Here is a 23,854-nt window from a genome sequence, read left to right on the forward strand (position 1 = left end):
ACATGGAAACAGGACAGTTTCATGAAAAGAAGCTGTTCTGTTTTAGTTATATGCCCAGAGCGTGTTTCACTTCGAGTGGAACGAGGAATTGAGGTGTCCATTTTATGACCGATCAAAGGTTTGTTGTCGTTGATATTGAAACCACCGGGAATTCACCAAAAAAGGGTGATAAAATCATTCAAATTGCTGCGGTGGTCATTGAAAATGGACAAATTGTCGAACGGTATTCAAAATATGTGAACCCAGGAAAGACGATCCCTGGATTTATTGAACAGCTGACAGGCATTCAGCAGCACATGGTTGACGATGCGGTGTTTTTTGAGGACATTGCTCAAGAGGTGTATGACCTCATACATGGCGCTTATTTTGTTGCGCACAATGTTCATTTTGACTTGAACTTTTTAAATGATGAACTAAAAGCATGCGGGAAAAATGAGCTGGATGTGCTAGCGATTGATACGGTTGAGGTTTCTAGAATTCTTTATCCTGAGCTTGAAGGTTACAAGTTAACTGAATTAAGTGAAGAGCTCATGCTTCCACATGACCACCCGCACCGAGCGGATAGTGATGCGGAAGTTACTGCCATGTTATTTTTAACCTTGTTACTTCAATTGAAACATACACCGCCAAATGTGTTAAAGCAGCTGCGCAGATTATCCTCATATCTTTTAAGTGATATTGGACTTTTAATAAAGCAGCTTGAAACGAGTCATTCTAGTCAGGAAGATTCTTTGGTGGAAGTCGGCTCTTTTGCTGTAAAAGATGTGACCAATCGCTTAAATGATACGACACATTCAGTAGGCGAAGACGACGAGAAGATGTTTGAGGAGATAAAAGAAAAGCTTCCGCAAACGTTAGAAGGCTATGAAGTAAGAAAAGGCCAGCTCACGATGATGAATAAAGTCAGAGACGTGTTTCATGAAAGGGCCTACGCTTTAATTGAAGCGGCACCAGGAATAGGGAAAACACTGGCTTACCTCATTCCAGCAGCTTTAGAGGCAAAGAAATCAGGAAAACCTGTCATTATCAGTACATATTCAATTCTACTGCAGCAGCAAATGCTTCAGCGCGATGTGCCGCTCTTAAATCAATTGCTCCCATTTGAGCCAGCTGCCTGCGTATTCAAAGGGCGAGCACATTATATTTGTTTAGATAAGTTTGAGCATGTACTCCATGAGGAAGATGATAACTATGATGTTGTCTTAACAAAAGCGCAAATATTAATGTGGCTCCTAGTAACAGAGACGGGTGATTTATCTGAACTGAATTTACCGTCAGGTGCTGCAAATATAAAAGATCGAATTTCCTGTGTGCACATGCCGTTTACATCGAAAAAGCGTCGCTTTAAAGAATATTGTTTTTATGAACGCGCCAAAAGAAGAGCAAAAACAGCTGATCTAATTTTAACGAATCACCGCCTGCTTTTATCACAAACGGAAGCATCGTCTATCTTTCAGCATGCAGACGTATATGTGATTGACGAAGCCCATCAATTTGAGAAAACAGCCAATGAAACACTAGGGGACAATGCGTCTTATATCCAGCTTCATGCGAAATTAACGCAGCTTGGCTCCTTACAAGACGGACTGTTAAAGAAACTGAAAAAGAGATTTCACGGTGCAGGTTTATCGACGGATACCTTTATCGAAATGGATGAGTATCTCAATCAGCTTCAAATGGAAAGTGACGCATTTTTTAGCACAGTCCATTCTTTTGTCAAAAGGACAAAACCAAAAGCAGACATCAATCGTCTCATTTATAGAGTCCGTCATCATTCAAAGCATGCTCAGTGGAAACGAATTAAAGAGACTGCGAGTAAGCTTTGTTCCTTGTTAATTGCTTGTGAGAAGCTGTATGAGCAGCAAAAAAACGAGCTTCTTCAAAAAAGTGATCAACTGACAGAACACTTTGCCTTTGAAGCAGAGGAATACGATCAAGTCATGTCGTTTATGCATACATTTTGCAGTACGCTGTACCGGTTTATTTTTGAACCGAAAAATGATGAAACGGTTTGGATTGAGATTGATGCAAAGGGTGCCAAAAATGCTGTCTTTATGCATGCACAGCCGCTAGATACAGGGGAGCTTTTGGCTGATCGATTTTTTATGAACAAAAAAAGTGTCGTCCTCACGTCAGGGACACTCACAGTCAATCATCGCTTTGATTATTGCTTGGAGCGATTTGGCCTGCAAGATTTTTACCCGCACCTTGTCCAAATCGATTCACCATTTGAACTTGAAAAGCAGCTTAAGGTCGTTGTGCCGGCCGACATGCCGCCGATCACCAACCGTGATGAACGAGACTATGTGAAGCAAGCAGCAGGATATATTAAGATCATGGAAAAGCAGGATAAAGCGAAGATATTGGTTTTATTTAATTCACATGAAATGTTAAAAGCAGTGTATGAAGAGCTGAAAACAGGAGGCATGCAATCAGCCCTGTTTGCTCAAGGTCTGACAGGTGGAAGCCCAGTGAAATTGACGAAAATGTTCAAATTAGCCAAGCAAGCCATTTTACTTGGTACGGGTAGTTTTTGGGAAGGAGTAGATTTTCCAGGCTCTGAGCTGACGACTGTCATTATGGCACGTCTACCTTTCCGGCCGCCCGATTCACCGCTCATTGAAGCAAAATGCGAAGCAGCTAAAAAACAAGGGAAGAATCCGTTTAAAGCCGTTGCTCTCCCAGAAGCTGTCTTAACCTTCAAGCAAGGCGCAGGACGCTTGCTTCGCTCGGAAAAGGAAATAGGTACATTGCTGATTCTAGACCGCCGAGTGAAAACCGCTTCATACGGAAGACTCTTTTTAGAATCACTTCCTCATGCACCTGTCCATGAGATGTCAAAGGAATCACTTGCTGCGTATATAGAGAAGCTAAACAACGAAAAGCCGCTGTCATAAGCGGCCTTTAGCTGGTGTGGGTTTGGAGTTAATTTATCGTAACGGCTTTTGTGTTCCGTTGTAGAAATAGTATCGGTTCCCACGCAGAAAAGTATGACTAACAATATTTACGTACCGAGGAGGAATTAGAAGTGGAAAGTAAAATAGAGGTACTTTCAACTGTTCAAATTAAGCATTCAGAAGACCTTTACAAAATCGTTGATTTGTTGAACAGAACGCTGAAAAGAGAAGATCTGATGTTTGGGTTAGCATTAGATCAAGAAGATCAAAATCAAGCGATATTTACAATATATCGCACATAGGGGAAGCTTGACATGAAAAAAATAGTCTGGATTATTTCGTCCGTTGTGGCACTCGTTTTACTCATTGGCATCATCAGCTTTTCGTGGATTTATCAGATTGCCATGGGTCAAAAAGAACAAGGTCATGAGGCAGCGATTGAACGAGCAAAAGAACAAGCAAAAATAGTACAGGTCGAGCAAGTGGAAACCTTTGTTGGAAAAGAAAAACAATTCATTGTTGAAGGAAAAAACAAACAAAATGAAACGACCTATGTGTGGGTACCTGCCAGCAAAAAAGAAAAAGTGATCGCAAAAAAAGCAAAAGAAGGCATTACCTCAAACCAAGCAGTACAAGCCGTTCAAAAGGAGAACACCGTTTCTAAGGTAAAGGACGTCAAATTAGCAAGAGAGGGTGACGTACTCCTTTGGGAAGTGACGTACTTAAATGAGAACAATCAATATAGCTTCAGCTATGTCGATTTTACGACAGGACGAGTGGAAAAAAATTTAACACCATAGTTTCTCCTGTCTTACGTTGACCATGCTGATTTAGTACGGTTATAATAAAATGTATGAAAAAAGAATCACACCTATCAAAGGTGAGTTTCTTTCTGGCTTTGGAGGGAAATATGTTGAAAACAACAATTAATCAAGTGTTCAAACACGTCGATGAAGAAGTAACAATCGGCGCATGGATTGCCAATAAACGTTCAAGCGGAAAAATTGCATTCTTGCAGCTGCGGGACGGGACAGGCTTTATTCAAGGAGTCGTTGTAAAAGCAGAAGTGGAAGAGGATGTCTTTAAGCTTGCGAAATCAGTCACACAAGAAACATCTGTATATGTGACAGGACAAGTGACAAAAGACGAGCGTTCACCACTTGGTTTTGAATTACAAGTGAAATCCATTGAAGTGATTCACGAAGCAACTGATTACCCAATTACACCAAAAGAGCATGGGACAGAATTCTTAATGGATCACCGTCATTTATGGCTTCGTTCAAAAAAACAGCATGCCATTATGAAAATTCGTAACGAAATTATTCGTGCTACATATGAGTTTTTCCATCAAGAAGGCTTCGTGAAAGTGGATCCGCCAATTTTAACAGGAAGTGCTCCTGAAGGAACAACTGAGCTGTTTGCTACTAAATATTTTGATGAAGATGCGTACCTTTCTCAAAGTGGACAGCTTTACATGGAAGCTGCTGCGATGGCACTCGGAAAAGTATTCTCCTTTGGCCCTACATTTAGAGCTGAAAAATCTAAAACAAAACGTCATTTAATCGAGTTTTGGATGATCGAGCCTGAGATGGCTTTTGTAGAATTTAATGAAAACCTTGAGTATCAAGAAAATTATGTGTCTCACGTTGTTCAAAGTGTACTCGAAAACTGTAAAGTGGAGCTGCACACACTTGGCCGTGATACAGCTAAATTAGAAAATATCAAAGCACCATTCCCGCGCATCACGTATGATGAAGCGATCAAATTCTTACAGGATAAAGGATTTGATGATATTGAATGGGGAGATGACTTCGGGGCGCCTCATGAAACAGCGATCGCCGAAAGCTATGATAAACCAGTGTTTATCACTCATTACCCAACTTCATTAAAACCGTTTTATATGCAGCCAGCACCAGACCGTGATGACGTAGTGCTTTGTGCAGACTTAATTGCACCAGAAGGCTACGGAGAGATTATCGGCGGTTCTGAACGTGTTCATGATCTAGAGCTGCTTGAAGCAAGATTAAAAGAACACGGGTTAGATGAAGAAACTTACAAATGGTATATAGAATTAAGACAATACGGTTCTGTACCGCATTCAGGTTTTGGTCTTGGCCTTGAACGAACAGTTGCTTGGATTAGCGGAGCGCCGCATGTGCGTGAAACCATTCCATTCCCAAGATTATTAAACCGTTTATATCCTTAAGACGTAAAGCCTCCAACATATGGAGGCTTTTTCAAACGTCTTTTTAGGGGGCACGTGAAATAAAACGTGATATACTTAAAGTGAAGAGGTGTATCCGATGAATAGGCAGCAATTTATTAATATGCAGCAAATGGGTTCAACAAGTTTGCCTAATTTGCTGATTGCTCATTATGAGCAGTTAGGACTGAATGAACCACAAATGATGGTGATGCTAAAGATTAAAATGAATGAAGAACAAGGTGTTTTCTTTCAAACATTTGAAGAGCTTTCTCATGGCATGACCATTTCTGCTGAAGAGTGTGCTTATATGGTGCAGCATTTAATCCAAAAGGGGTTTATTTCGATTCAGCCGTTTGAAGACAGGTCAGGTATTCAGCATGACCGGTACTCAGTAGAGCCTTTATGGGGCGTGCTGTATGACTTTTTAGAAGCAAAACAGGCGAAAGAAGCACAAAAAAATCATGTGCAGGCTGAAAAATCTTTATATGCACTATTTGAAGATGAATTCGGCAGACCACTGTCTCCTCTTGAAGGAGAAACACTCTCTATCTGGATGGATCAAGACCATCATGATGCGGCGATGATTCGTTTAGCATTAAGAGAAGCGGTTTTATCAGGGAAATTAAATTTCCGTTATATCGATCGAATCTTATTTGAGTGGAAAAAGAAAGGGCTGAAAACAGCGGAAGAAGCGAAAGAGCATAGCCAGCATTTCCGTTCACAGCAAAAAGCCCCACCTTCAAAAGAAGAGACTTCATCTTATAAACGACAAGTTCCTTTTTATAATTGGCTGGAACAATAACCAATAAAGGAGAAGGCATGTTATTAAAAAAACAAATCAATGAGTGTTTAGATATTATTGGAGATATGTTTCCAGAGGCTGAGTGTGAGCTTGTTCATTCAAATCCGTTTGAACTTGTGATCGCTGTTGCACTCTCGGCTCAATGTACAGACGTACTTGTGAACAAAGTGACCAAAACTTTATTTCAAAAATATAAAACACCAGAAGACTACTTAAGTGTTCCGATTGAAGAATTGCAGCAAGATATTCGCTCAATTGGCCTTTATCGGAATAAAGCGAAAAATATTCAAAAATTGAGCAAAATGCTGATTGAAGAATATGACGGTGAAGTGCCAAAGGACCGAGATGAGCTTGTAAAGCTTCCTGGTGTTGGCCGAAAAACGGCAAATGTCGTCGTATCTGTCGCTTTTGGAGTGCCGGCCATTGCTGTAGACACACACGTAGAACGAGTGAGTAAGCGCCTTGGGATTTGCCGGTGGAAGGATTCTGTTCTTGAAGTAGAGCAAACGTTAATGAAGAAGGTACCAAAAGAAGATTGGTCTGTGACGCATCATCGTCTGATCTTTTTTGGCAGGTATCATTGCAAGGCGCAGCGGCCGCAGTGCGACTCCTGTCCGCTTCTTGATATGTGTAGAGAAGGACAGAAGAGGCTGAAAAAAGGACTGGTGAAGCTGGCATGAGCGGCTCAGCTGTATTCACCTCATATGTCGAAAAGCTAAAAGAGAAGAAGATAGAGATAAAAGGCGAAAGAATGGATATACTTAGAGCCAATCCACTCGCATTTGATCTCTCTTCAGAGACTTTAACAGGCGAGCATCCATGGCAGAAAACAGAAGAATTTGTTCCTGTGATGTTCGAACTGTGGAATGAATTAAAAGAAAAAATGCTTCCTCGTTTTCATACAAGAAAATCCCGCTGTGAAGAGGATGATATGCTACAAGGAATTGTCAGTATGATTGCGATGTTTTACTGGATCAAAGGAGAGAGGCTTCAAACGCTCGAATGGGAAGACATTAAACAAGAAACATTTCCTGTTGCTCCTATTAATTGGACGGAACGATTAGAGTTCATCTTGCTGAAGCCTACTCAATATCACTGCTTTATTCAATTGGACGAACTATATACAGAATTAAAAAAGCAGTATGGAAAATACGAAGCACTCAAAAAGTTAAGACAAAATCGTTAAAAAAAGCACTTGCCTCATATGGCAAGTGCTTTTTTGTTATTCGTCTTCTTTTCGAGAAGTAGAATTTGACTGGGCGTTTGAGCTTTGAGAATTGGTTTTCTCGTCATCTTTCTTTTTATCTTTATTGGTATTACTCTGTGAGTTGCTATTCCCATTTGTACTGTCTGAGCCATTATCGGAATTGTCATTGCCGTTTTCCGTATTTCCACCTTGATCTTGATCCTGATCCTTTTTATCATCTGGCTTCTGCTCATCAGTGCCTGGGTTTTGATTTTTGTTATCGTCAGTCTGATCTGTCTGCTCATCATCAGGCTGCTGCGGCTCTTCTTCTTCTTTGTTTTCATCATCCGCTTTTTCTTCCTCATCTTCGTCGTCCTTAATGGTGAGGAAGGTAGAAGCCGCTTTACTTGTGACATCCTCTACAGTCGCTGTCACTTGGAACTTATATGTGGAGCCAGGATTCACACCAGAGATGACCGCTTCTTTAGCAGAACTGTTTTGAATCTCTTTATAGCCGCCGTCATCGACAGCTTGCTTCACATTAAATGTGGCATTTGCGTCGTCATCATAACCCCAAGTCAGTGTGATGGATTTTTTCTCTTCATCATACACCGCTTTTAAGTCAGATGGCTTATCGGCTTCTTTTTTCTCAAATGTGTCAGAAACTTTTGTTGGAACAGTTCCTTTCACGAAGTATTCTGTTGTCTTCTTGTCACTTGGTGTATTTGGTCCGGCTAATTTAGCTGGATCTGATCCTTTTTCAATGGTTGCTTCAACGACGCTGTCAGGTTTTTCAAATGAGCCGCTTCCATCATCAATTTGAGAAATTAATCGCTGGAAGACGATTTTTGCAACACGCTGCTCATAATCTGTGAGCCACATTTTGCCGTCCGCATCTTTTGAGTTACCGATTCCGGTCCAAACAGCTGCTGTGTATTGCGGCGTATAACCGACAAACCACGAATCTTTCGCACCGCCAGAAGGGATATTGTATTTATTAATATCATCTTGTGTAAAGTTGGTTGTACCTGTTTTACCAGCTACTTGAACGTTCGGTACTTGTGCAAGTGTACCTGTTCCAGATTGTACAGCTGTTTTCAGCATATCAGTGATCATAAATGCTGTGTAATCACTCATTGCCGCTTTAGAATCTGGCGTAAGGTCAAGCTTTGTTCCGTCATTAAACTCAACAGACGTGACAGCATGCGGTTCATTATAGTATCCGTTATTACCGAATGCACTAAAGGCACCAGCCATCTTCAGGGAGGAGACACCTTCGTCAAATCCACCGATTGAGTAGGACTCTGGAATGTCAGATGGTAAGTCCATGCCTAAATTATTGGCGAATTGAACAGCATGATCTGTGCCTGCTTCTTGGAATGCTTTTAGGGCAGGGATGTTTCGTGATTGTGCCAAAGCACTTCTCATCGACATTTTCCCTAAATGTCTTCTGTCAAAGTTGTTAATCGGTGTACCGTTTGAATACGTATACGGTGCATCATCAATTTGCTGATATGTGGACCATTTTTTGTTTTCAATGACTGGACCGTAATCTAAGATTGGTTTGATTGTTGACCCTGGCTGGCGTTTTGCATCAGTAGCATAGTTAAATCCGCCAGCTGGTACATCACGTCCACCGCCAATGGCGCGAATTTCACCATTTTTCGTATCAAGTAGGGTGACTCCCGCCTGCATGCCTTTCGTAAATCCGGCTTCATCTCCATTAATAATATCATCTAGGTGATCCTGTGCTTTTCGATCAAGTGATGTATAGATTTTTAGGCCATCTGTTGATACATCAACTTTGGCTTTTTTCTGTACTTCTTCCATGACTTCTTCAATATAAGCAGAGTATTTACTTGAGTTTTGGCTCTTATATTTATCAGCAGGGACGACGGTCTTGCTGACAGGGGTTGCTTTTGCAACTTCATAGTCTTTTTCTGAAATATAGCCTTGTTTTTTCATGAGGCTTAAAACAATATTACGGCGTTTTTCCGCTGCCTCGGGATTTTTCACAGGGTTATAGGCAGAAGGACTCTGCGGCATACCTGCAAGTGTGGCAGCCTGTGCAACGGTTAGTTTATTTAAATCTGTGACACCAAAAAATTGTTCGGCCGCTTTCCCAACACCATAAGCATAAGGCGAGAAGAAAATACGGTTTAAATACATTTCTAAAATTTCATCTTTAGAGTATTTTTGCTCAAGTTGAATTGAGAGCCATACTTCCTGTACTTTACGTTTTAACGTCTTTTGATTGTTAAGAAGGGTGTTTTTCACAACCTGCTGTGTAATCGTACTTCCACCCTCAGCACCAAAGCCATCTTCGACGTTTGCGACAAGAGCACCGCCAATACGGATTGGATCAATCCCGTGGTGCTTATAAAAACGTGCATCTTCAGTAGCAATAAACGCTTCTTTTACCACATCGGGTATATCTTTAATCGAGACATACGTTCTTTTTTCCGCACCGACTTCTGCAAATACTTTTTTGTCTTTATCATAAAGCTTTGAAGAATACGGTGTTTTGAGCTTACTATCATCAATAGAAGGAGCGCTTGATGCAAAAACGGCAAAAGTTGTGATTCCGGCAACTAAGCAAAGTAGACCGATCACGAGTAAAGATAAAAATATTTTTTTAAATAGACCTGCTTTCTTTTTGCCTTTTTTGTTCTTTTGCTTCTTATTGTTTTCTTGACTTGCTTTACGTCGCTGTTCACGACTTGTAAATTGATCAGACATCACATCTCAACCTTTCGTGTTAAACCTTTTTCGAACGGAATTGCTACTCACTTTCATCCGAAAAATGAAGTGTCTCCACTACTTTAATATAATCAATTCTTGGCGAATATCCAAGTGTCATTAAGTGGCCAGTTTCCATTAATTCATCTTTCCTAATGGATTTACGGCCATTTTGTTTCTGGCGCTCCCAGAAGAAAAAGAGATCTGAAGCGGACAAATAATAAACGGAGCCAAATGCGGATATAATAACAAAACAAATACCGCCTTGCTTTTCAACCTGTTTCATATGCTCGATTTGATGCTCGTGGAAATTTTTGAGCGGAAACGAGGTTGTGCTTTTGGTTTCCTTTGCTTCAAAGTCGATATAGCGCCCTTTGTACACCCCGTTATAGTCTGTTGTTGATGATTGTTTAAAGTAGGCTTCTTTGATGACAGCAGCGCTTCTTTTCGGATAGTCCACATTCACAATTTGAACTGGGGTAGGCTTTTTATGAATGACTGCGATCCCGTTGACCAAATAGTACTGGTTGGTTTCATTTAAGTCAGCTTCAAGTGTCATCCCGCGGTTACTATAAGAGGATTCGCCGCTGATTCTTTTTTTTGTCCCAATTTGTTGAATGGGCTGATACGATTTTCCGTTTGGATACCGAATCATCAAGTTTCAGCCTCCTTTTAATGCATTTTGTATTGGAGAGATCACCATGTTGTCACAAGAAGAGCACATCATTACTCAGCATATTTTACGAGAAACGAAAGCGAAAAATAAGGACAACCTGACGAGGACAAATGCTTACAAGCGCTTTTATGACCGCCATCCAGAAATGAAATGGTCGCTGCTTGCTTCCTTTGTCTCGAGAAATGCTGGATGGTCCATGACAGATTTAAAGGGCGAGCTTTTTCATCCAGGTTTAACTGATCAGCAGGGGCATCTTTTTTTTACAGCATATGAAAGAGCGAATTGGCTGATCTTTTCAGATGCTTACCCGCAGCTTCTCTTGTATGAATGGTCAAAGCGATGCAGCAAACCTTTATTTCATCTGCTTCCATATTTTTGCGTGTCTCGTTTTATGAGCGCTGAGTGGGCACACTTTTGGCTAAAGCGTGACACAGAGCGTCTGCTTTATGCACTCATTATAAATGAACAATATACTATACAATCTCCTATTATACAAAATCCTCTTCTGAAAAAGAATGTTTTTCACTCGATTCAATATCTTTTCAGCGAGTGGGGACATTTTCAAACCGTCATTTTTCCAACGGTGGACGGGCATTTGTACGGATTAACCATACGAAAGTTTTCCCATGTAAAGGAGCGCATTACATTAGGAAAAAAACTAGCGAAACTATTATTTCGAGCCGATTTATTTTCGGATTTTTATCATTTTTTGCATACCGTTCCGCATACGGGATCCCGGTTTGATTTTGAATCGTTTTTAGGGATCGCTAGAAGGTCAACACCTTTTCTACGAACGGTTTATCCGGTGATGACACATTCATTAGACGATCAACGGGAAGATTGGTTTCAAAAGAAATTGAATCCAGCCTTATTCGATGCAGAGCCGTTACCAAAACAAATCGAGCTGACTGACTGGTATTTCCATAAAAAAAGGCAGCTTCGTTTTCTTTTCTCATTAGAGCACTATTTTTTGCATAAATAAAAAGCAGGGGGTACCTGCTTTTTTACGTGGATGGACGATTAGGACCGCCGAGCTTTTTATCAAGCTGATCTGTACTGTTTTCTTTCCCTTTTGGCTTTTGTTCTTTTGGTGCTGGCTGCTTTTTCATGAAATCTACCTCCTTTGTCCTTAGAATTTACAGAATCGGACGCAATCATACAAAGAAGGACAAGCACATGTCGAAAATGAAGAAATAGCGCTCATCTACACTTAGATTGGCGATTTGCTTCTAGTTTTGTCATGTGTGAAGGAGGGTGTGAAAGAAAAGAGAATGTAACGAGAGACGATAAAGGAGGAATCTGATGATGAGCGAATTTGTATCAAAAGAATCCATTATGCAATTGTTAGAGGAAATCGAGCGGAAAATTGATGCGGTGGAAGCGGAGCTGTCTCATGCTGTCCAGCAAACAAAATACGCAGCTAAAGAGGAGCAAGAACAAATCATTGACCGGCTTGAATCAGAAGTGAAGGATTGTGAATGTAAGATTCATGCAGCAGAGTATAAACTATCGGCAAGACCGGCAATTCACGCCGGATAGCTTTCATATTTGAGCAATCAGTAAACGTTTGATAGGATGGTTCATAGAGGTGAACACTTTGGATAATCAAACATTGCTTGAACATACACAAGAGCTGAGAATATGGATCGAAGAAGCATATGAGCAGTACCAAAAGGGAAAAGCTGAAGAGGAATACCCAACATATGATTTTTACACAGATATTCAGCCGGCCGTTGTCAAATTTGACAAGAAAATGGAAGCGTGGCTCACCGCTGCTATCTCATTTATTCATCAGGCCAAACCTAGATACTTACATCAAGAACAGCTTGAAGCCGTACAAGAAAATGGAAAAGAGGTTGTCCTGCAATCTTATTTCGGAAAACAGCATGCACCCCGTGTGAAAAATTTAGTTGAGTCGGTGATTTACACAATGAACCTTTTAATAGAAGAAATCAAAAAGCGCAGCTGATGAAATATCCTGCGTTTTTCTTATGGCTGCTTTAGGCACACCTTCTGTTTTTGATCATAATATATGAGTGACATCAACATGTTTTGAGAGCGAGAGGAGCGAGATATATGTTCCCTTATTCAAACCAGCAGCCATATGAATTCAATCAATTCCAGCAAGGTCCTTTACCGTATCCAGACATGCAGCAGCCTCCGCAGCCTCCAGATTATTTCATGCCTCCATATCAAGCTGGAATGAACCAGGCGCCATCTGCTGCCTATCAACCGCCTTATGGATACCAAGAGAATTTCCAGCCTTTTCAGCAGCCAGAAGCAATCAATCAGCCGCAGATGCAGCAGCCTATGAATCCTTATCCTTTGCCAAGACCGCAAAAACAGCAATCATCTCAATTTAAAAGTGTGCTGTCACAGTTCAAAAAGACGAATGGACAATACGACTTTAACAAAATGTTTGATACAGCTGGGCAAATGATGAGTACAATGAATCAAGTGGGCTCATTGGCGAAAGGATTTACAAGCATTTTTAAAGCATAGCAAAACCCAATAGAAGCATCTATTGGGTTGTTTGCTTTGGTGCAGTCACGTGAAGCGATTGATCTTTCCACACACTCTTCATGTTTGTTTCATCTATTTTTGCAGGCATTAAAATGGTTTTGGTAAAGCTAGAAAAGGAGGAAGTCGTGTCTGTTTTCATTTTCTCCTGTACCGATAAGTGTAAATATTGGGCTTTCACTTCTAGTGCAATATCACCTTCGACAAAATGGTCTGGAAATTGGATCTCAATATACACAAATTGATCATCTTCTGTCACATCGGTTGTAATCGATGCAAGTGAATGGGATGTGGTCATAAGTGCCTCCGCACTATTTAAAATCTCGTGAAACGGGGAGGATGCAAAAAATTGTTCAATTACTTCAAACAGAATATCCTCATTTGCCAACAATTCATGTTTTTTTTCGCCTTCTTGTTTCATTTAAATCACCTCTCATCTACAGCCTATGCAAAAAGGGCTCAGGCGGTTATCAATTGATGAGCGGAAAAAATTATGATTAAATAGTGTTGAATGAAGCAAGGTGTATGAGTGTAAAATTTCATACGCTGAACAGATCTAGGAGCAAAGCTTGAAGGGAGCAAATTGACATTGCTGAAAAAATTATTCGGTTTCGGAAAAAACGAAGATGATGTAAAGGAAGAAGTCATTTATTCTCCAGCTGATGGAGAGTTAATGGATATGACTGATGTACCAGATCCCGTCTTTTCACAAAAGATGATGGGAGACGGCGTAGCAGTAAAACCAACAAGTGGCACCATTGTGTCACCAGTAGAGGGTGAAATCATTCAGCTCTTCCATACAAAACATGCAATTGGAATTCGAACACTCTCAGGGCTTGAGCTTCTGATTCATATTGGACTAGAAACAGTTGGGTTAAATGGCGAAGGGTTTGAAGCACACATTAAAGAAGGGGATAAAGTGAAGGTCGGTGATCCTCTCATTACGTGTGATTTAGAACTCATTGAAGAGAAAGCAGCAAGCACAGTGACACCCATTGTGATCATGAATGGTGATCTGATCGAACAACTTGATAAAGAACCAAATGGAGCTGTGGAAAAGCAGACATCTAAGCTCTTTACGGTTAAAGTGAAATAATCATGCACAAAAAAACTACCCTCACATGATAGGGTAGTTTTTTTGATGAAATTAATCCTCCATTGGAACCCAGCCTTGACTCGCTTCCATGACAGACCACAATCCCTCTGGAATCAGGTACTTGTCTTTTTGGCTGCGTTTAATGACGGTTTCAATCTCTCTTTCTCGGCCTTCTTTAATCTTCTTTGCCCAATCAGGGTCGACGATCAGCTCTCGTGCGACAGCGATCAGCGGAATTCCTTGATTGTAAGCACTCAATGCATCTTCGGCTGTAATGACACTGCCTACACCGATGAGCGGAAGGGTATCGCCGCAGCGTTCTTTTAGCAGCTCCATACGTGTCTTATTAGAATCTGCGCCTCGTCTTGCTTTAGAATCAATCTCCATTAAAGAGATATGCAAGTAGTCGAGGTTTTTTGTTTTGAGAACATCAACTAACGTAAATGTCTCTGTCATTGTTAAACCAGGTGTTTCTGGTTCTTCAGGAGATAGTCGATATCCAAAGATAAACGGTTTTGTTCCATATTCCTTGATCGCCTCTTTGACTGCATCCACAACAGCGATAGGGAATGCTAGACGTTTTTCTTCACTTCCTCCCCATTGATCTGTACGCTGATTGCTATGCGGAGAGTAAAATTGCTGTAATAAATAACCGTTTGCTCCGTGGATTTCCACGCCGTCAAATCCTGCTTGAATTGCTCGTCTTGCCGCTTCTTTAAAGGAGTCAATGATATGAGTAATTTCCTCTTCTTTTAAAGCACGTGCAATTTGTTCTCCATCTTTGAACACATCGCTAGGCGCAACCACATCACCGTTTGGAACTAAATGAGGAAGGGCCTGAGAGCCGCCGTGATGAATTTGAATGATGGCTTTTGTTCCTTTTGCCTGGATCGCAGAAGCTAGTTTTTTCAGACCAGGTATATCTTCATCTCTTGCGATAGAAGGCTGTCCTTCAAAGGCCTTTCCATCTGGAGTAACGTTCGCACATGCTGTGATGACCATGCCCATTTCACTTGATCTAGCTGTAATGAAATCAATTTCTGCCTTTGAGATGGTGCCATCCTCGTGAGAACCGAAGTGTGTCATTGGAGCAACAACCAACCGGCCATCAATAGAGGCACCTCCTGGGAATGTAAATGGTTCAAATAAAGGCTTAAATTCGTTTTTCAATCTCATCCTCTTCTTCCTTAATAAAATCATTTCACTATAGAAGTGTAATAGATACTGTTACAACACTTCAAAATATCTGCTCACGAGCGGCGCATCAAAAAATTGCCGCCTAGTCATGCAAACAAATATTCGGTGCACTAGAATTAAGAGGTGGAGCGTAATGGAAAGGAAAATAATGACTGATCTTATTGATGAAATAAAAGCAGATGAACAAGTTGTACATTGGCATGAAATAAATGAGAACGCCGCATAGACATCGCCAATTCAGCAGCAGGTCACTGAAAGATAAAAGTCGCGTTAGAAAAAAGGACGTGAGTGAGCTCTATATACATCAAAAAGAAGCCTATGAGCGTGTCATGGCAAGGTGGGATGATCGGAAATCAATTAGGAGATGAAGATGCCCATAGCATGCAGGGAGAACTTTCCTATGTTTGTTGATTCGTCATGGCTTTATTCTGAAATGAAACCCACAAAAGGTGGGTTTCATACAGTAAGAAAGTAGAGAGAGGTTCATTCTTTAAAAAAGAAAGAACTTAGAAGGGGCATGGGATGAAATCATTTCAATCTTCTTTTGTTTTCGGAATTGATCATGATCAAATAGTGAAAGAGAAGCTCATGAGACCCCAGAGGCTTCCGCTAAATATTCAATCAGATGCAGGGCACGCATAGAGTGGGAGAGACCTTCACGTTCTATACCAAGTTTCATCTGCAATAGGCAACCTGGATTGGTTGTGATAACAACGGTTGCGTTTGTAGCTTTCGTATGCTTCATTTTTTCATCAAGAATCTGCATGGAAGCATCATAATTTACGATATTATAAATGCCTGCTGATCCGCAGCACATATTTGCTTGCTCCATTTCGATAAATTGTATTCCAGGGATACTTTTCAATAATTCCAAAGGTTCTTGATTTACTTTCTGAACATTGGTCATATGACAGGAGTGCTGATAGGTCACCCTTTCGCCATGACGGGGCTGTAAGTCTGGCAAACCACCGCAAGCGACAAGTACCTGGCTTATATCTCTTGATTTAGCAGAGAAAGCAGCAGCTTTTTCGGCCCACTCTTCGTCATTCGAAAGTAAATGTCCGTACTCATAAAGCTGGGCGCCGCAACCTCCTGCATTATTAACGATAAAATCGGCATTTATTTGTTCAAATGCGAGAATATTTTGCTTTGCTAGGTGACGTGCTTCGTCCATTTCTCCAGTATGAGCTTGTAGTGCTCCGCAGCAGGTTTGTTTCGGAACCACCACAACATCACAGCCTACTTCTGAAAGTAACTTGATAGATAGTTGATTTATAGTGTGGAACATAGAGTCCATAATACAGCCAGTAAAAAATGCAACAGTATATTTTGCTTTTAGCTTTGCCTTCACTTCGGTTGATGCTCGACTACGCTCTATAGGGGAAGTAGGAGTAGGAATAATCGACTCAAATTCGCCTAAGTTATATGGGGTATTTTTCATAATGCCAGACGCCCGGGCAGCTTTTTGTAATCCGCTTGTTTTGTATAGCCAGATAGAATGACCAGCTACATTCATCATCTTTTTGTTCGGAATGACTTTTTTCAGCATCACTTTTCGTAATAGACGTACTGGTAAGGAAAATTTTTTGCGTTTTACAATTGCTGCACGTGCCGCTTCTAGGATCGAACCATATTCTACACCTGTGGGACAAGCTGTCTCACACGCCCGGCAGCCCAAACATAAATTGAGTGGTTCTTCAAGAACGGATAAATCTGTAATCTTTCCTTCACCAACCATCTTTACTAGATTAATCCGACCACGAGGTGAGTGAGTTTCTGTACCAAAAGTTACATATGTTGGGCATACAGGTAAACAATAGCCACACTGAACACAATTTTTTGTTTTGTCATACTGAAGTTCTTCTCTTAATTCATTAAGTGGTACCGTCATGTTATCTCAACTCCAATTTTTGTCCTGGCTCAGGAAATATCTTACCAGGATTCATAATATTGTTCGGGTCCCATGCTTTTTTTATACGTTTCATCATATCAAGTCCAACTGCACCGAGTTCCATTTCCATAAACGGTGCTTTCATCGTTCCAATCCCATGCTCACCTGAAAGTGTTCCACCAAGCTCAACAGCAGCCGTAAAAATTTCTGCAACAGCTTGTTCAACACGAATCATTTCTTCCTGATCTGTTTTATCACAAATAATATTCGGATGAAGATTACCATCACCAGCATGACCAAACACAACAAGGTGAATACCGTATTTATCACGTATGTTCAGTAATCTTTCACACATTTCAGGTATTTTACTTCGAGGGACGGTAGCATCCTCAGAGATTTTAGTTGGCTTAATCCGCGCGATGGCCGGTGATACAAGCTTACGAGCTTTCCAAAGCTCTGTTTCCTCGGCTTTATTCTTTGGAATTGTTACTTCTCTCGCCCCTACAGTACGGCATAATACAGCCGCTTGTTCCATTTCTTCTTTCAGAGAGAGGGGGTGGCCGTCAAGTTCAATTAATATAAGTGCTGCTGCGTCAGTTGGTAAACCAAGGGGTTCAAAATTCTCGACTGCTACAATAGAAGACTGATCCATTAGCTCCATTTTAGAGGGCAAAATACCGGAAGAAAGAATTTTGGAAATGGCACTTCCAGCATCAACAAGGTTATCAAAAATGGCCATGATGGTCCCACTGGCCTGTGGTTTAGGAATGAGTCTCAATATTGCTTTTGTTATAATACCAAGTGTTCCTTCTGAACCCACAATGAGTTTCGTTAAATCGTAACCGGTAACATTCTTTACTGTTTTACCGCCGGTTTTGATGATTTCTCCTTCCGGGGTAATGATTTCAAGACCAATGACATAATCTTTTGTCACGCCATACTTCAGTCCTCTTGGGCCACCTGAGTTTTCTGCTAAATTACCAGCAATCGTAGAAACGTGAGAACTGCTTGGATCCGGTGGATACATTAGTCCTTTTTGTTCGGCAGCTTTATGAATGTCTGATGTCAATACACCTGGAGAAACAATTGCAATAAGATCTTCTTCATGAATTTCAAGCAAATCGTTCATAATAGATAAATCTATGACAATCCCTCCTTTAACAGGAAGAGGACCTCCACTGAGGCTCGTTGCCTGACCTCGTGGGCAAATAGGTATTTTTTCGCAATTAGCAAACTTCACAAGTGAGGCTAATTCGTCTACGCTTTTAGTCTGAATGACGATATCGGGTAAATAGGTTCCAAAAGAACCATCGAATGAATAACTAAAACGATCACTTTCATCTATGAGTATTCTCCCCGTTTTTATGATTGCTTCGATGTTCTCTATATGATAATCGGTCACTACTTTCATTTAATCCTCATCCTCTCGTTTTGCTATAAAGTGTAATCTTTTATAAACAAGCTTATTTTCTCTTCTGCATTCCTCAAATGAATCATAGACAGAACTTTAGCTAACTCAGGCTCTTCTGCTTCGATTGCAAGTAAAATATCTCGATGTTCTTTGTAGACAGCTTCTCTTTTAAGTTTTAACTCTGTATTTGGACGAAGAGTAATTTGTAATGTTTTTTCATAAAGGGAAGCTAGGTTATTTTGTGTTTGAATCATAATAGGATTCTGTGTAGCTAAAGTAATAGAGTTATGAAAATCTATATCTTCCTTTCTAGCAGTTGTAGTATTTTCGATTGATTTTTTCTCCCATTCGTCTAATATTCTTTTCATGTTTTCAAGTTGTTTTGGCGTGCGACGGAGGGCAGCTAAGTAAGCAACTTCAGGCTCTAGCACTTTTCTCATTTCAAAGAGATATTTAATATTGTCAATATCATCAGTTTCAATATGAATCCTTTGAAGTAATGTTGAATTGGTAGATTCTTCTACGTAACTTCCCCCACCTTGACGTGAATAAATGACACCTGCAGCACGGAGCATGCTTAGCGCTTCTCGGATTGGAACTCTACTTACTCCAAATTGGTCAGTAAGTTCCATTTCGGTTGGCAGTTTTGAACCTGGAGGGAACTTTCCATTTTCAATCATGGTAAATAATTCACGAGCAATAATCTGCGAAACTTTTTCTTTTTGAGACACGATTACCATCCTCCATTAAATTTTAATTTGTATGATAACTTTTAAATTTTAAATTTACAAAACGTTCATTTATGTATAAAATGATAAACAAACTTACTAGGTTTTGCAATAGTTGTATTACAAATTTGCGAATTACAACAAATTAAGCAGTGCTTTCAATGTTTTCGAACTTTAATGAAAGCACTTACATATCTGAATATTCTAAAGTTCGTGGCTTACTCCACTTTATATATATTGAAGTTCATCATTTCAGGGATTTACACGCTTAATTCATTAGGAGGAATGGGTATGAATAATGCAGTTTCATTAGAAAAGCAAACAACTCGAAAAGTCACTAGACGACTCGTACCATTTTTAATTATTCTCTATATTGTTGCGTTCCTTGATAGGGCAAATTTAGGTTATGCTGCTTTAGAAATGAATGAAGCATTAGGACTAACGAGTCAGATGTTTGGGATTGCTTCTGGTATCTTCTTTATAAGTTATTTTTTGTGTGAAGTGCCGAGTAATATCATGTTAGAGAAGTTCGGAGCAAAAAAATGGATTGCACGAATTCTTATAACTTGGGGGATTGTAGTTGTTTTAACCGGATTCGTTCAAAATGCTACACATTTGTATATCTTACGTTTTGTACTCGGTGCATTAGAAGCGGGCTTCTTTCCGGGAGTTATTTTGTATTTAACTTATTGGTTTAGAGCAAAAGAGAGAGCAAAAACAATTGCTATGTTTATGACAGCTATTGCTATTTCGTACATTATTGGGGCTCCACTTTCTACATGGATTATGGATAACATCCAATGGATGGGGCTTGATGGTTGGCGTTGGATGTTCGTTCTTGAAGGTGTACCGGCTGTTATTTTGGGGATTGTTACGTTATTTTATTTAACGAATAGACCAGACCAAGCGAAATGGCTTTCAAGCGAGGAGAAACAATGGTTAATATCTGAATTGGAGAAAGAAAGAGTAGAAAAAGCAAAGGTAGATGCTGACAAAAAACTAGTTGGACACAAACAAACCTTAACGAATCCACGAGTATGGTATCTAGCAATAATTTACTTTATGTTTAACATTGGTATATATGGTGTAGGCTTTTGGCTACCTCAAATTATTAAATCTCTTTCGGAAGTCCTGACTAATGTGCAAATTGGATTACTTACAATGATTCCTTATATCGCAGGAGCCATTGTAATGAATATCTGGTCTCGTCGTTCTGACCGTTCGGGAGAGAGACGTATTCATGCGGCTATTCCGTTGATTGTGGGCTCTTTAGGACTGTTTGCATCTGGAATGACCTCAAATCCGTTTCTTTCAATTGCATTTATGGTTATAGCTGTATCAGGCATGTACAGTTTCTATGGGCCTTTTTGGTCTTTGGCAACTCAATTCTTAAGTACTTCAGCTGCTGCTGTAGGAATTGCTGTTATTAATTCAATTGGAAATTTAAGTGGATTCGTTGGACCTTATGGTATTGGGATGATTCAAGATGCCACAGGAAATGTAAGTGTTGCATTGTTCTTTTTAAGTGGATCTATGTTAGTAGCTAGCGCTCTGTTGTTTGCAATGCGAAAAAGCCAATTAAAAGTTTCACAAGATAATTCACATATCTCAACAAATCAATAATCTTTTCGTTTGATTCAAGTTCAATAGATTTAAAGAAATATTTTTACTAAACTCAAAATGATTACTTATGGGGAGTTGTTAACAATGTCTTTAATGCCATACACATATTTTATGCCCACGCGAGTAGAATGTGGCAACGGAATTTCAAATAAAACAGGAGAAATGATTAGTGAATTAGGGATTAAGAGGGTACTGATCGTTACAGATAAAGGTATACGTTCAGCTAATCTTTTAGAAGGAATTGAGAAGTCACTTCAGGCTGTTCATTTGGAATATGAAATATATGATGAGATAGAGCCAAATCCATCAGATGATACGATTCATCAAGGAACAAACTATCTTAAACAGCATAAAAGCGAGGCTGTATTAGCTGTCGGTGGTGGTAGTAGCATCGATACAGCGAAGGGGATAGCCGCAATGGCTACTAACCCTGGTCATATCTTTGATTATGAAGGGGTAGGAAAAATCACCATACCGCCTCTTCCTATCATAGCCATTCCCACTACAGCAGGAACAGGAAGCGAAGTAACAGCCTCGACCGTTGTAACGAATAAAGATACATTATTTAAACTGGCAGTGATTAGTCCAAAATTATTTCCAATTTTAGCTATATTAGACCCTGCTCTTACGTTGCATCTCCCACAAGGGATTACAGCAGCAACAGGGATGGATGCGCTAACACACGCGATAGAATCATATACATCTAAATCTGCTAGTCCTGTTAGTCAAGGATTTGCTATACAGGCTATAAAAATGATTGGTGAAAATTTAACTAAGACTTATTTTGTTGGAACAGATATAGAAAGCAGGGAGAAAATGCTTGTTGGCTCAATGATAGCAGGGGTGGCATTTTCTCAATCACTTTTGGGAAATGTCCATGCAATATCTCATACGTTTGGTGGAGTTTTTAATATTCCTCATGGTATTGCAAATGCTGCATTATTGCCGTTCGTAATGAAATATAATTTACCAGCGTGTGCAGAACAGTATAAAGATATCGCAATTGCTTTAGGAGTAGATGTTAGCGGATTATCTACTCGATTGGCAGCAGAAAAAGCAATTGAAATTGTTATCCAAATGAATCAGTCGATGAATATCCCTCTTAATATAAAAGATTTGGGTGTTTCACTTGATTATTTACCAAAATTAGTAACCGATTCGATGAGAAGTGGTAATGTATTAAGAAACCCTAGACTGACAAAGGCTGAAGATATTCACTTGATTATTGAAAAAGCATATTATGGTGCGTTAAATGAGATGTAATCTACAAAAGATTGCAAGTGTAATGACAAAATAGACGCCTAAAATTTAGATTTTATATCAGTGATTGAAGATAATTTATTTAAGGGGGAATTTTTTTGTTAAAAGTCAATTCTTTAGTTGAATTAGAGAAATTAAAAATGTATGTCAATGGTGAATGGACAGCTGCATTAGATGGAAAAACATTTTCAATAACAAACCCATCAACTGGTCAAATGATTGCTCGAGCTCCAAAAGGGGGGCATCAAGAGACAAAGCTGGCGATTGAAGCAGCAGATCATGCTTTTAAATCCTGGTCCAAATTAACGGCAAACGAACGTGCTCACTATTTACTGAAGTTGTATGATCTTATGCATGAATATCAAGATCAATTAGCAGAAATCATCAGTTTGGAAATGGGAAAACCTTTTACGGAGGCAAAAGGAGAAGTAGCTTTTGCAGCTAGTTATTTACAATGGTTTGCTGAAGAAGGAAGAAGGATTTATGGAGAAACGATTCCTGCTTCTGCTGTTAACAAAAGGTTAATGGTTATCCGCCAGCCAATTGGTGTCGTTGCAGCAATTACTCCTTGGAATTTCCCTTTAGCCATGATGACTAGAAAAGTAGGTCCTGCGATGGCAGCTGGATGTACATCTGTTGTGAAACCAGCTGGACAATCTCCTATTAGTGCGATTGCGTTTGGAAGATTGGTAGAAATGGCAGGAGTGCCAAAAGGAGTTGTAAACATCGTAACAGGTGCTTCAGGCCCAATTTCTGATGAAATTTTTGAAAACCCAACAGTTAGAAAGATTTCATTTACAGGATCTACTGAGGTTGGGAAATTATTAGTGACCAAGTCTGCTGCACAATTGAAGCGGTTGTCATTGGAACTTGGTGGACATGCACCATTTATTGTTTTTGAAGATGCTGATTTAGAAGCTGCTGCTACAGGTGCGGTTGAAAGTAAATTTAGAAATACAGGGCAAACGTGCGTATGTGCAAATCGAATCTATGTCCAAAGCTCTGTTATAGATAAGTTTTCAGAACTTTTTGTAGAAAAAGTGAAAGCTCTTAAAGTTGGAAATAGTATTGATCCAAGTGTACAAGTTGGACCCTTGGTAAGTCCCGAAAGTTTAGAGAAAGTGGAAGAGCATGTAAATGATGCTGTTTCTAAAGGAGCTCGCCTTCTTTATGGAGGACAACGCCTTAAAGGTAAATTGTCTGAGGGGTTGTTTTATGAACCTACCATTTTGGGTGAAGTAAATTCAAACATGCTTATTACGAGTGAGGAAACATTTGGGCCAGTTGCTCCAATTATTCCATTCGAGACAGAAGAAGAAGTCGTTCGATATGCAAATTCGACAGAATATGGTTTAGCTGCGTATTTCTATACAGAAAATTTTAGTCGATCCGTCAGAGTTTCTGAAGCTCTAGAATTCGGGATTATTGGTATGAACGATGCAGTTCCTGCAGTTGCTCAAGCTCCATTTGGAGGAATTAAAGAGAGTGGAATGGGGCGTGAAGGCGGACATCAAGGGCTGGACGAATACTTAGAAGAAAAATATATTTCCATGGGTATTAAATAAAAAATGTAATTAGTGTAATGACGAATAAAAAAACATTGTAACGATCAATATTCAAGA

General features: G+C 39.9%; 23 protein-coding genes. 15 read left to right on the top strand and 8 right to left on the bottom strand.

All coding sequences use genetic code 11. From position 1 onward, the window contains the following. The first annotated feature begins 104 nt into the window (after nt 1-104). From dinG to BA70_RS04965, 7 genes are all read left to right on the top strand, one after another. Nucleotides 105-2,897, top strand: coding sequence for an ATP-dependent DNA helicase DinG (dinG, locus tag BA70_RS04940; RefSeq protein WP_034318978.1), 2,793 nt, complete (start codon nt 105-107; stop codon nt 2,895-2,897). A 131-nt stretch (nt 2,898-3,028) separates the two neighbouring features. Beyond that, nucleotides 3,029-3,199, top strand: coding sequence for a YpmA family protein (locus BA70_RS19345; protein ID WP_008344594.1), 171 nt, complete (start codon nt 3,029-3,031; stop codon nt 3,197-3,199). A gap of 12 nt (nt 3,200-3,211) precedes the next feature. Further along, nucleotides 3,212-3,697: a cell wall elongation/penicillin-binding protein regulator TseB gene (tseB, locus tag BA70_RS04945; protein WP_034318981.1), complete on the top strand. Its 486-nt coding sequence runs from the start codon at nt 3,212-3,214 to the stop codon at nt 3,695-3,697. Nucleotides 3,698-3,810: 113 nt separating this feature from the next. Continuing rightward, entirely contained in the window at nt 3,811-5,103 is a 1,293-nt protein-coding gene (gene asnS, locus BA70_RS04950; RefSeq protein ID WP_149865346.1) for an asparagine--tRNA ligase, read from the top strand. A 97-nt stretch (nt 5,104-5,200) separates the two neighbouring features. Then, nucleotides 5,201-5,905 carry a DnaD domain-containing protein gene (locus tag BA70_RS04955; protein ID WP_034318985.1) on the top strand — a complete coding sequence of 235 codons (705 nt, stop codon included), beginning with the start codon at nt 5,201-5,203 and terminating at the stop codon, nt 5,903-5,905. A 17-nt stretch (nt 5,906-5,922) separates the two neighbouring features. Further along, a complete protein-coding gene (nth, locus tag BA70_RS04960) occupies nt 5,923-6,585 on the top strand; it encodes an endonuclease III (protein WP_034318988.1) in 663 nt (220 codons plus the stop codon). After that, the gene (locus BA70_RS04965) at nt 6,582-7,091 is read left to right on the top strand and encodes a YpoC family protein (protein WP_034318992.1); all 510 of its coding nucleotides are present in this window, start codon (nt 6,582-6,584) and stop codon (nt 7,089-7,091) included. Before nth ends, BA70_RS04965 begins: the two co-directional genes overlap by 4 nt. Nucleotides 7,092-7,127: 36 nt before the next feature. On the opposite strand, the gene BA70_RS04970 is transcribed toward BA70_RS04965, so the two are convergent. Together BA70_RS04970 and recU are read right to left on the bottom strand one after the other, a co-directional pair. Further along, nucleotides 7,128-9,830, bottom strand: a complete 2,703-nt coding sequence (locus BA70_RS04970; protein ID WP_034318995.1) for a PBP1A family penicillin-binding protein — start codon at nt 9,828-9,830, stop codon at nt 7,128-7,130. A 43-nt stretch (nt 9,831-9,873) separates the two neighbouring features. Continuing rightward, nucleotides 9,874-10,485: a Holliday junction resolvase RecU gene (gene recU, locus BA70_RS04975; protein WP_034318998.1), complete on the bottom strand. Its 612-nt coding sequence runs from the start codon at nt 10,483-10,485 to the stop codon at nt 9,874-9,876. Between the two features lie 46 nt (nt 10,486-10,531). Between recU and BA70_RS04980 the strand changes: the two genes are divergently transcribed. Further along, nucleotides 10,532-11,488: a DUF2515 domain-containing protein gene (locus BA70_RS04980; RefSeq protein WP_034319001.1), complete on the top strand. Its 957-nt coding sequence runs from the start codon at nt 10,532-10,534 to the stop codon at nt 11,486-11,488. 22 nt (nt 11,489-11,510) lie between these two features. On the opposite strand, the gene sspM is transcribed toward BA70_RS04980, so the two are convergent. Beyond that, nucleotides 11,511-11,615, bottom strand: a complete 105-nt coding sequence (gene sspM, locus BA70_RS04985) for an acid-soluble spore protein SspM (RefSeq protein WP_012010346.1) — start codon at nt 11,613-11,615, stop codon at nt 11,511-11,513. Nucleotides 11,616-11,811: 196 nt separating this feature from the next. Here sspM and BA70_RS04990 point away from each other — a divergent pair, with 196 nt between their 5' ends. From BA70_RS04990 to BA70_RS05000, 3 genes are all read left to right on the top strand, one after another. Further along, nucleotides 11,812-12,045 (top strand): DUF5446 family protein, encoded by a 234-nt coding sequence (locus BA70_RS04990; RefSeq protein ID WP_239646622.1) that lies wholly within the window; start codon nt 11,812-11,814, stop codon nt 12,043-12,045. A gap of 49 nt (nt 12,046-12,094) precedes the next feature. After that, entirely contained in the window at nt 12,095-12,475 is a 381-nt protein-coding gene (locus BA70_RS04995) for a YppE family protein (protein WP_239646623.1), read from the top strand. Nucleotides 12,476-12,582: 107 nt separating this feature from the next. After that, a complete protein-coding gene (locus BA70_RS05000) occupies nt 12,583-13,008 on the top strand; it encodes a YppG family protein (RefSeq protein ID WP_034319011.1) in 426 nt (141 codons plus the stop codon). A gap of 19 nt (nt 13,009-13,027) precedes the next feature. Here the strand turns inward: BA70_RS05000 and BA70_RS05005 are convergent, their stop codons facing one another. Continuing rightward, nucleotides 13,028-13,447, bottom strand: a complete 420-nt coding sequence (locus BA70_RS05005) for an Hsp20/alpha crystallin family protein (RefSeq protein WP_034319013.1) — start codon at nt 13,445-13,447, stop codon at nt 13,028-13,030. A gap of 168 nt (nt 13,448-13,615) precedes the next feature. Here BA70_RS05005 and BA70_RS05010 point away from each other — a divergent pair, with 168 nt between their 5' ends. Next, nucleotides 13,616-14,122: a PTS sugar transporter subunit IIA gene (locus BA70_RS05010; protein ID WP_034319016.1), complete on the top strand. Its 507-nt coding sequence runs from the start codon at nt 13,616-13,618 to the stop codon at nt 14,120-14,122. A gap of 51 nt (nt 14,123-14,173) precedes the next feature. On the opposite strand, the gene BA70_RS05015 is transcribed toward BA70_RS05010, so the two are convergent. From BA70_RS05015 to BA70_RS05030, 4 genes are all read right to left on the bottom strand, one after another. Beyond that, a complete protein-coding gene (locus BA70_RS05015) occupies nt 14,174-15,292 on the bottom strand; it encodes an NADH-dependent flavin oxidoreductase (protein ID WP_239646627.1) in 1,119 nt (372 codons plus the stop codon). 613 nt (nt 15,293-15,905) lie between these two features. After that, a complete protein-coding gene (locus BA70_RS05020; RefSeq protein ID WP_034319019.1) occupies nt 15,906-17,210 on the bottom strand; it encodes a (Fe-S)-binding protein in 1,305 nt (434 codons plus the stop codon). A 1-nt stretch (nt 17,211) separates the two neighbouring features. After that, the gene (locus BA70_RS05025; protein WP_034319021.1) at nt 17,212-18,621 is read right to left on the bottom strand and encodes an FAD-binding oxidoreductase; all 1,410 of its coding nucleotides are present in this window, start codon (nt 18,619-18,621) and stop codon (nt 17,212-17,214) included. Nucleotides 18,622-18,644: 23 nt separating this feature from the next. After that, nucleotides 18,645-19,352, bottom strand: a complete 708-nt coding sequence (locus BA70_RS05030; RefSeq protein ID WP_034319024.1) for a FadR/GntR family transcriptional regulator — start codon at nt 19,350-19,352, stop codon at nt 18,645-18,647. A 288-nt stretch (nt 19,353-19,640) separates the two neighbouring features. Here BA70_RS05030 and BA70_RS05035 point away from each other — a divergent pair, with 288 nt between their 5' ends. The 3 genes from BA70_RS05035 to BA70_RS05045 all read left to right on the top strand — a co-directional run bounded on the left by BA70_RS05035 (nt 19,641) and on the right by BA70_RS05045 (nt 23,797). Further along, the gene (locus tag BA70_RS05035; protein WP_034319027.1) at nt 19,641-20,972 is read left to right on the top strand and encodes an MFS transporter; all 1,332 of its coding nucleotides are present in this window, start codon (nt 19,641-19,643) and stop codon (nt 20,970-20,972) included. Nucleotides 20,973-21,056: 84 nt separating this feature from the next. Then, nucleotides 21,057-22,235: an iron-containing alcohol dehydrogenase gene (locus BA70_RS05040; protein ID WP_034319030.1), complete on the top strand. Its 1,179-nt coding sequence runs from the start codon at nt 21,057-21,059 to the stop codon at nt 22,233-22,235. 137 nt (nt 22,236-22,372) lie between these two features. Next, the gene (locus tag BA70_RS05045; protein ID WP_034319377.1) at nt 22,373-23,797 is read left to right on the top strand and encodes an NAD-dependent succinate-semialdehyde dehydrogenase; all 1,425 of its coding nucleotides are present in this window, start codon (nt 22,373-22,375) and stop codon (nt 23,795-23,797) included. The last annotated feature ends 57 nt before the right edge of the window (nt 23,798-23,854 follow it).

The sequence above is a fragment of the Bacillus zhangzhouensis genome (assembly GCF_000715205.1).
Taxonomy (GTDB): Bacteria; Bacillota; Bacilli; order Bacillales; family Bacillaceae; genus Bacillus; species Bacillus zhangzhouensis.

Coding starts and splice junctions, on each gene's coding strand:
- dinG (WP_034318978.1), top strand. CDS start 105: ATGACCGATCAAAGGTTTGTTGTCGTTGATATTGAAACCACCGGGAAT.
- tseB (WP_034318981.1), top strand. CDS start 3,212: ATGAAAAAAATAGTCTGGATTATTTCGTCCGTTGTGGCACTCGTTTTA.
- BA70_RS04955 (WP_034318985.1), top strand. CDS start 5,201: ATGAATAGGCAGCAATTTATTAATATGCAGCAAATGGGTTCAACAAGT.
- nth (WP_034318988.1), top strand. CDS start 5,923: ATGTTATTAAAAAAACAAATCAATGAGTGTTTAGATATTATTGGAGAT.
- BA70_RS04965 (WP_034318992.1), top strand. CDS start 6,582: ATGAGCGGCTCAGCTGTATTCACCTCATATGTCGAAAAGCTAAAAGAG.
- BA70_RS04970 (WP_034318995.1), bottom strand. CDS start 9,830: ATGTCTGATCAATTTACAAGTCGTGAACAGCGACGTAAAGCAAGTCAA.
- recU (WP_034318998.1), bottom strand. CDS start 10,485: ATGATTCGGTATCCAAACGGAAAATCGTATCAGCCCATTCAACAAATT.
- BA70_RS04980 (WP_034319001.1), top strand. CDS start 10,532: ATGTTGTCACAAGAAGAGCACATCATTACTCAGCATATTTTACGAGAA.
- sspM (WP_012010346.1), bottom strand. CDS start 11,615: ATGAAAAAGCAGCCAGCACCAAAAGAACAAAAGCCAAAAGGGAAAGAA.
- BA70_RS04990 (WP_239646622.1), top strand. CDS start 11,812: ATGAGCGAATTTGTATCAAAAGAATCCATTATGCAATTGTTAGAGGAA.
- BA70_RS05000 (WP_034319011.1), top strand. CDS start 12,583: ATGTTCCCTTATTCAAACCAGCAGCCATATGAATTCAATCAATTCCAG.
- BA70_RS05005 (WP_034319013.1), bottom strand. CDS start 13,447: ATGAAACAAGAAGGCGAAAAAAAACATGAATTGTTGGCAAATGAGGAT.
- BA70_RS05020 (WP_034319019.1), bottom strand. CDS start 17,210: ATGACGGTACCACTTAATGAATTAAGAGAAGAACTTCAGTATGACAAA.
- BA70_RS05025 (WP_034319021.1), bottom strand. CDS start 18,621: ATGAAAGTAGTGACCGATTATCATATAGAGAACATCGAAGCAATCATA.
- BA70_RS05035 (WP_034319027.1), top strand. CDS start 19,641: ATGAATAATGCAGTTTCATTAGAAAAGCAAACAACTCGAAAAGTCACT.
- BA70_RS05040 (WP_034319030.1), top strand. CDS start 21,057: ATGTCTTTAATGCCATACACATATTTTATGCCCACGCGAGTAGAATGT.
- BA70_RS05045 (WP_034319377.1), top strand. CDS start 22,373: ATGTATGTCAATGGTGAATGGACAGCTGCATTAGATGGAAAAACATTT.